This is a genomic window from Johannesbaptistia floridana (assembly GCF_057440575.1).
The window spans coordinates 1-6,297 of the sequence record NZ_JALKVM010000373.1 but is presented as its reverse complement, the minus strand read 5'-3'; the positions used below and the strand labels follow the sequence as shown (position 1 = coordinate 6,297).

The 6,297-nt window shown below is 38.6% G+C and carries 4 protein-coding genes; 2 read left to right on the top strand and 2 right to left on the bottom strand.

The features are described 5' to 3' along the window. Window positions 1-1,489, bottom strand: a 1,489-nt coding sequence (locus MW688_RS20880) for an ankyrin repeat domain-containing protein (protein WP_486737942.1), incomplete at its 3' end; no start/stop codon positions are given. Between the two features lie 181 nt (window positions 1,490-1,670). Next, window positions 1,671-3,077, bottom strand: coding sequence for a protein kinase domain-containing protein (locus tag MW688_RS20875; RefSeq protein WP_486737941.1), 1,407 nt, complete (start codon window positions 3,075-3,077; stop codon window positions 1,671-1,673). Between the two features lie 876 nt (window positions 3,078-3,953). Here MW688_RS20875 and MW688_RS20870 point away from each other — a divergent pair. Both MW688_RS20870 and MW688_RS20865 read left to right on the top strand, forming a co-directional pair. Next, complete coding sequence (locus tag MW688_RS20870) at window positions 3,954-5,459, top strand: DNA phosphorothioation system restriction enzyme (RefSeq protein WP_486737940.1); 1,506 nt, start codon at window positions 3,954-3,956, stop codon at window positions 5,457-5,459. Between the two features lie 10 nt (window positions 5,460-5,469). Further along, window positions 5,470-6,291, top strand: a complete 822-nt coding sequence (locus MW688_RS20865) for a DEAD/DEAH box helicase (protein ID WP_486737939.1) — start codon at window positions 5,470-5,472, stop codon at window positions 6,289-6,291. Window positions 6,292-6,297 lie beyond the last annotated feature (6 nt).

Here is a 6,297-nt window from a genome sequence, read left to right as displayed (position 1 = left end):
CAATCAACAGTTTCGCTATTTCTGTGTTTTGATTCTGCACAGCATAAAGTAGTGGTGTGTTGCCATCCTTATTCTGAGCATTAACATCAGCTTTATGGTCAATCAACAGTTTCGCTATTTCTGTGTTTTGATTCTGCACAGCATAAAGTAGTGGAGTGTGGCCATTCTTATCCTGAGCATTAACATCAGCGCTCTGGTCAATCAACAGTTTCGCTATCTCTATGTTGTTACGATATATAGTATAAAACATTGGTGTGAAGCCATCCTTATCTTGAGCATTAACATCAGCGCCATTTTCAATCAACAGTTTCGCTATTTCTGTGTTGTTACTGTTTATAGCATAATGTAGTGGAGTGAGGCGATGTTTATCTTGAGCATTAACATCAGCACCCTGGTCAATTAATAGCTTGAGTATTTCTTCATCATCTATATGGCAGAGAATTACAGGCTTAGTATCACGATAACTAATCTTAACCTTAGAGTTAGCATCCCCTCCATCTAAAATATACTCTTTGACTATCTGTTTTGAATAGCAAAAACTACTTGGTAATTTATTGGGAAATACCCCATACAATTTATCAACGATTGTTACTCCTACACCTATTAAAGATATCGCCATTACCCCCACTGCTAATCCTCTTCCTGTTTTTCTGGTAAATAATGACCGCACTTTCCCTACTTTGGGTTTATTTAATGCTAATAATGCAAATTGAGCACTTTTAAAGCGATTATCTACATCTGGGTCTAATATTTTCTCTAACCACCACAATAACTCAGGAGATACTTTTACTTTATCTTCTAAATCTAGTTTGAGGCTATTATGGCTAAATACTGTGGGCTCACTGTGGGTTAACAGATATAATAATGTTGCTCCTAAACCATATAAATCTGTTTGGGGGAGAGATTTGCCTACAAATTGTTCTGGAGCCATATATCCATAAGTTCCTACTACCGTACTGCCTCGCATCATCGTACTGTAGTAAGTGTTTTGTACTGAACCAAAATCTACTAAATATATTTTCCCTTCCTTAGTGCGTAACAAGTTCTGTGGTTTAATATCCCGATGAATCACGGGGGGGTCTAAATTATGTAAATATTGGAAAATTTCTAATACTTGTTGGGCAATATCTCTGACTTCGGCTTCACTGGTGCGCCATCCTTGTTTTACCCATTCTGAGAGGGATTTACCTGGGGCTAATTCTTGCACTATGAGAAAAATTTCCTGTTGTTGTGGTTTATCACCGCAAAAGTCAATATATTTGGGTATATTATCATGGTCTAATTGGGCTAAAACCTTGGCTTCTCTTTCTAAGAGTTCCCAGGTTTTCCATTGTTGTATTGCCTGCCAAGGGAGTATTTTTAGGGCTACTTCGGTGTTAGTTTTCAGGTCAAGTGCTTTGTAAGTGGTAGCATGGTTTCCTTGGCCTAAAACACTAATTATTTGGTAGCGTTGAGCGATAATTTCAGGGGATACAAAATTAGTAGTCATAGGCTGATAACTAGTATATTTTTCAATTGTATCAAGTAATATTAAATGGTGCGTTACTAAGTTTGACACTGTAAGATAATCCTGGTCTCGGTATCTTCATTCCTCTTAGAGCCAATAACCAGTACTCTAGTACCAAATTATCCTCTTCTCAAAATTGATTTATTTGATATCTAAATAGACATTAGCGAGCACCATGGTCAATCAACAGTTTCACTATTTCTGTTTTGTTATATCTAGTAGCATAGCGTAGTGGGGTCTTGCCATACTTATTCTGAGCATTAACATCAGCGCCCTGGTCAATCAACAGTTTCGCTATTTCTGCATTATTACTGAAAGTAGTATAAACCAGTGGGGTGTTGCCATCCTTATTCTGAGCATTAACATCAGCACCATGCTCAATCAACAGTTTCGCTATTTCTGTGTCGTTACGCCAAGTAGCTTTATGTAGTGGTGTTTGGCCATAATTATTCTCAGCATTAACATCAGCGCCATTGTCAATCAACAGTTTAAGCATTTCTTCATCATCTATATAGCAGAGAATTAGAGGCTTAGTATCACCATGACTAATCCTAACTCTCAAGTTAGGATCCCCTCCATCTAAAATATAGTCTCTAACTATCTGTTTTGAATAGCAAAAATTACTTACTAATTGATTGGGAAATACCCCATACAATTTATCAACGATTGTTACTCCTACACCTATTAGAGATATCGCCATTACCCCCACTGCTAACCCTATTCCCGTTTTTCTGGTAAATAATGACCGCACTTTCCCCACTTTGGGTTTATTTAAGGCTAATAATGCCTCCTCAGCACTTTTAAAGCGATTATCTACATCTGGGTCTAATATTTTCTCTAACCACCACAATAACTCAGGAGATACTTTTACTTTATCTTCTAAATCTAGTTTGAGGCTATTATGGCTAAATACTGTGGGCTCACTGTGGGTTAACAGATATAATAATGTTGCTCCTAAACCATATAAATCTGTTTGGGGGAGAGATTTGCCTACAAATTGTTCTGGAGCCATATATCCATAAGTTCCTACTACCGTACTGCCTCGCATCATCGTACTGTAGTAAGTGTTTTGTACTGAACCAAAATCTACTAAATATATTTTCCCTTCCTTAGTGCGTAACAAGTTCTGTGGTTTAATATCCCGATGAATCACGGGGGGGTCTAAATTATGTAAATATTGGAAAATTTCTAATACTTGTTGGGCAATATCTCTGACTTCGGCTTCACTGGTGCGCCATCCTTGTTTTACCCATTCTGAGAGGGATTTACCTGGGGCTAATTCTTGCACTATGAGAAAAATTTCCTGTTGTTGTGGTTTATCACCGCAAAAGTCAATATATTTGGGTATATTATCATGGTCTAATTGGGCTAAAACCTTGGCTTCTCTTTCTAAGAGTTCCCAGGTTTTCCATTGTTGTATTGCCTGCCAAGGGAGTATTTTTAGGGCTACTTCGGTGTTAGTTTTCAGGTCAAGTGCTTTGTAAGTGGTAGCATGGTTTCCTTGGCCTAAAACACTAATTATTTGGTAGCGTTGAGCGATAATTTCAGAGGATACAAAATTAGTAGTCATAGCTTGATAACTAGTATATTCTTCAATTGTATCAAGTAATCTCAAGTCCGTTTAATTAGTTATCATTTAGGATATTGAGCAAATACTTAAAAACTCTCTTTCTCCCTGCTCCCGTGCTCCGGTGCTCCCTGCTCCGGTGCTGTTTTAATTGTAAGTATATAAGCGGACATGATATAATCTGAGATGGTGCGTTTAAATTTCTGGTGCGTTACACTTCGTTAACGCACCCTACGAATTTTAACTAAATTAGCTGGAAAAAAAGTTTATTTATTTAGTGGTTAAAAAGATTTGTGCCCCTCAAGCGATCGCCAAAACCGTAAGTATAAATACTTAAAATGCTATAAGACCATTGCTAGTGTCATAAATTAAACGGACTTGATATTATCAGGAAATTATGACATAATTTAGTAGCAGATAATCTTAGATGGTGCGTTACGGGCTTCGCACGCTTCACACCCTACAACTAATATAATGTTGGGTTTCGTGACCAAGGGCCCAACCTACAGGCTACTACTTTTATAGTGTTGGGTTTCGTGCCTCAACCCAACCTACAGGCTACAGGCTTACTTCAAAACTCATTACTCATCTAACGCACCCTACGAATTTTGAAGTTTATATTTTTGTTGTTGATTTTTGATTACAATAAGGATGTGACCTTTAACTAAATTAGAGTAACTTGCCAATTGAAAACTAAGTATAGTTTATTAATAATAGTAATATTGGGAACAATTACCGGAATGACTTACTTTTATAATTGGAGTATGGCAATCCTGGTTACTTTTGTCCTCGCTTACCTGACAAAAGGATCTAGAGTAACATCATCCTTAAAACATAAATCAAAAAATTAGCCCAACAGGCGATCGCCAAAAACCACCAATGCAGTTAAACTTTAAACAAGTTTCTCTAGAAGCCATAGATTGGCAAAAATTAGCCCAAGCCTATCTTAGTTACTCCTCTAAACGCAAGTTAGCAGAATCTGGCTTTAATGACTATCTGGGAATTGGTGGCTATCCCAAAATACCCAGACAGTTATACTTGAGAGAATATCAGCGTCAAGCTGTAGCTAATTGGCTAAGTCATCGCGGTCGAGGTACTCTAAAAATGGCTACTGGTAGCGGTAAAACTATTACAGCTTTAGCCATAACTACAGAACTATATGAGAAAATAGGTTTACAAGTACTTTTAGTAATTTGTCCCTATCGCCACCTAGTTACTCAGTGGTCAGAAGAATGTCAAAAGTTTAATTTAGAACCAATTTTAGCCTTTGAAAGTGTATACAATTGGCAAAGTCAATTGCAATGTCAACTATACAACGTTACAGCAGAACAACAAACATTTTTAACGATTATTACTACCAACTCTACCTTTATTAGCGAAGGTTTTCAGTCACAAATAAAATTTTTACCGCCGCGTACCCTAATTGTAGGAGATGAGGTACATAACTTAGGGTCTCCTCGCTTAGAAACCTGTTTACCCCAAAATATCGGTTTAAGACTAGGTTTATCAGCAACACCAGAAAGATACTTTGACGAAGAAGGGACAGAGTCAATTATGGCCTACTTTGGGGAGATACTGCAACCAGAATTTACCCTAGGAGATGCTATAGCCAAAGGAGCGTTAGTACCCTATAAATATTATCCCATTTTTGTAGAATTAACAGAATCAGAAGCTCATTTATACTCAAAACTAACTAAGCGTATCGGTTGGGCGATGTATAGGGATAATGATATCAATAATAACGAGACATTAACATCATTGTTGATGCAGCGCTCCCGCCTAGTAGGCGCCGCTGCCAATAAAATACCCGCCTTAAGGGAGTTAATGCAACAACGTTTAAATACAAGTCACACTCTCTTCTACTGTGGAGATGGAAATGTGAAACTAGATGATACATCTACCTTATCTCAATTAGAAGCAGTTACTAGTCTTCTCGGCAGAGAATTAGGCTATCGAGTTAATACCTATACAGCGATTACTCCCATTGCCACGCGCCATAAGTTACAAGAAGAATTTAAAAAAGGAGAATTACAGGGTTTAGTAGCAATTCGCTGTTTAGATGAAGGAGTAGATATTCCTGCCATTAAGAATGCTGTTATCTTAGCTAGTACAGGCAATCCTCGTCAATTTATCCAACGTCGCGGGCGGATTTTACGCCCCTATCCAGGGAAACAAGAAGCAACCCTATTTGATATGATTGTGATGCCTCCCGAATTAGATAGAGATGCCTTACAGGTAGAAAAAACTTTACTACGCAAAGAGTTTAAACGGTTTCTCGAATTTGCCGAATTAGCAAAAAATGGACCTGAAGCCTGTGTTAAACTTTCCTGGTTAGCTGCTAAATACGGAATTGAGTTAAACAGTGATGATGATGTATTGAGATAATCAAGTAACTATGGCAAAACTAGAAGAACTTACCAAGGGAACAGTAGTAGAAGGCATTCTCCCTAACCAGAGAGTAACAGTTATTAACATCGAGTGGCATGGAAGCGATGTAGTGGAACTGACATTCAAAGATGGTCAAGGTAACCCCCATACTGAACTACTGTTGAGGGATAGAGAAGCAGCAATAGCGATCGCCAAAGAAGGACTACCCTGGTGCTTCGATGGAGATGGTGTCCGACTCAGGCTAGTATCAGAAGCCCACCGCATCAAACTAGCTCATCTTTTTGACTCCCACCTAGCTGTACACACCTCCCTAGTAGACCCCCTACCTCACCAGATTATGGCGGTATACAATGAGATGCTCTCACGCCAGCCTCTACGCTATATGCTTGCAGATGACCCCGGCGCCGGAAAAACCATCATGGCGGGTCTTTTGATTCGAGAATTATTGATTAGAGGGGACCTGCAAAGATGCCTGATTGTTTGTCCTGGAAGTCTGGCTATCCAATGGCAAGATGAACTAGATCAGAAATTTCACCTCCCCTTTGAGATTCTTACCAATAACCGTATCGAAGCCGCACGCACAGGTAACGCCTTAGCAGAAATGTCCCTAGTTATAGCTCAACTAGATAAACTCAGCCGCAACGATGATTTAAAAGCCAAGCTTCAACAAACTGAATGGGATTTAATAGTATGTGATGAAGCCCATAAAATGTCAGCATCCTTCTTTGGGGGAGAAATCAAAGAAACCAAACGATATAAACTCGGGAAACTCCTATCAACAATCACCGCTTCTAAAAATCTACTCAAATTTACTCAAACAGCAAAATAAGACAGA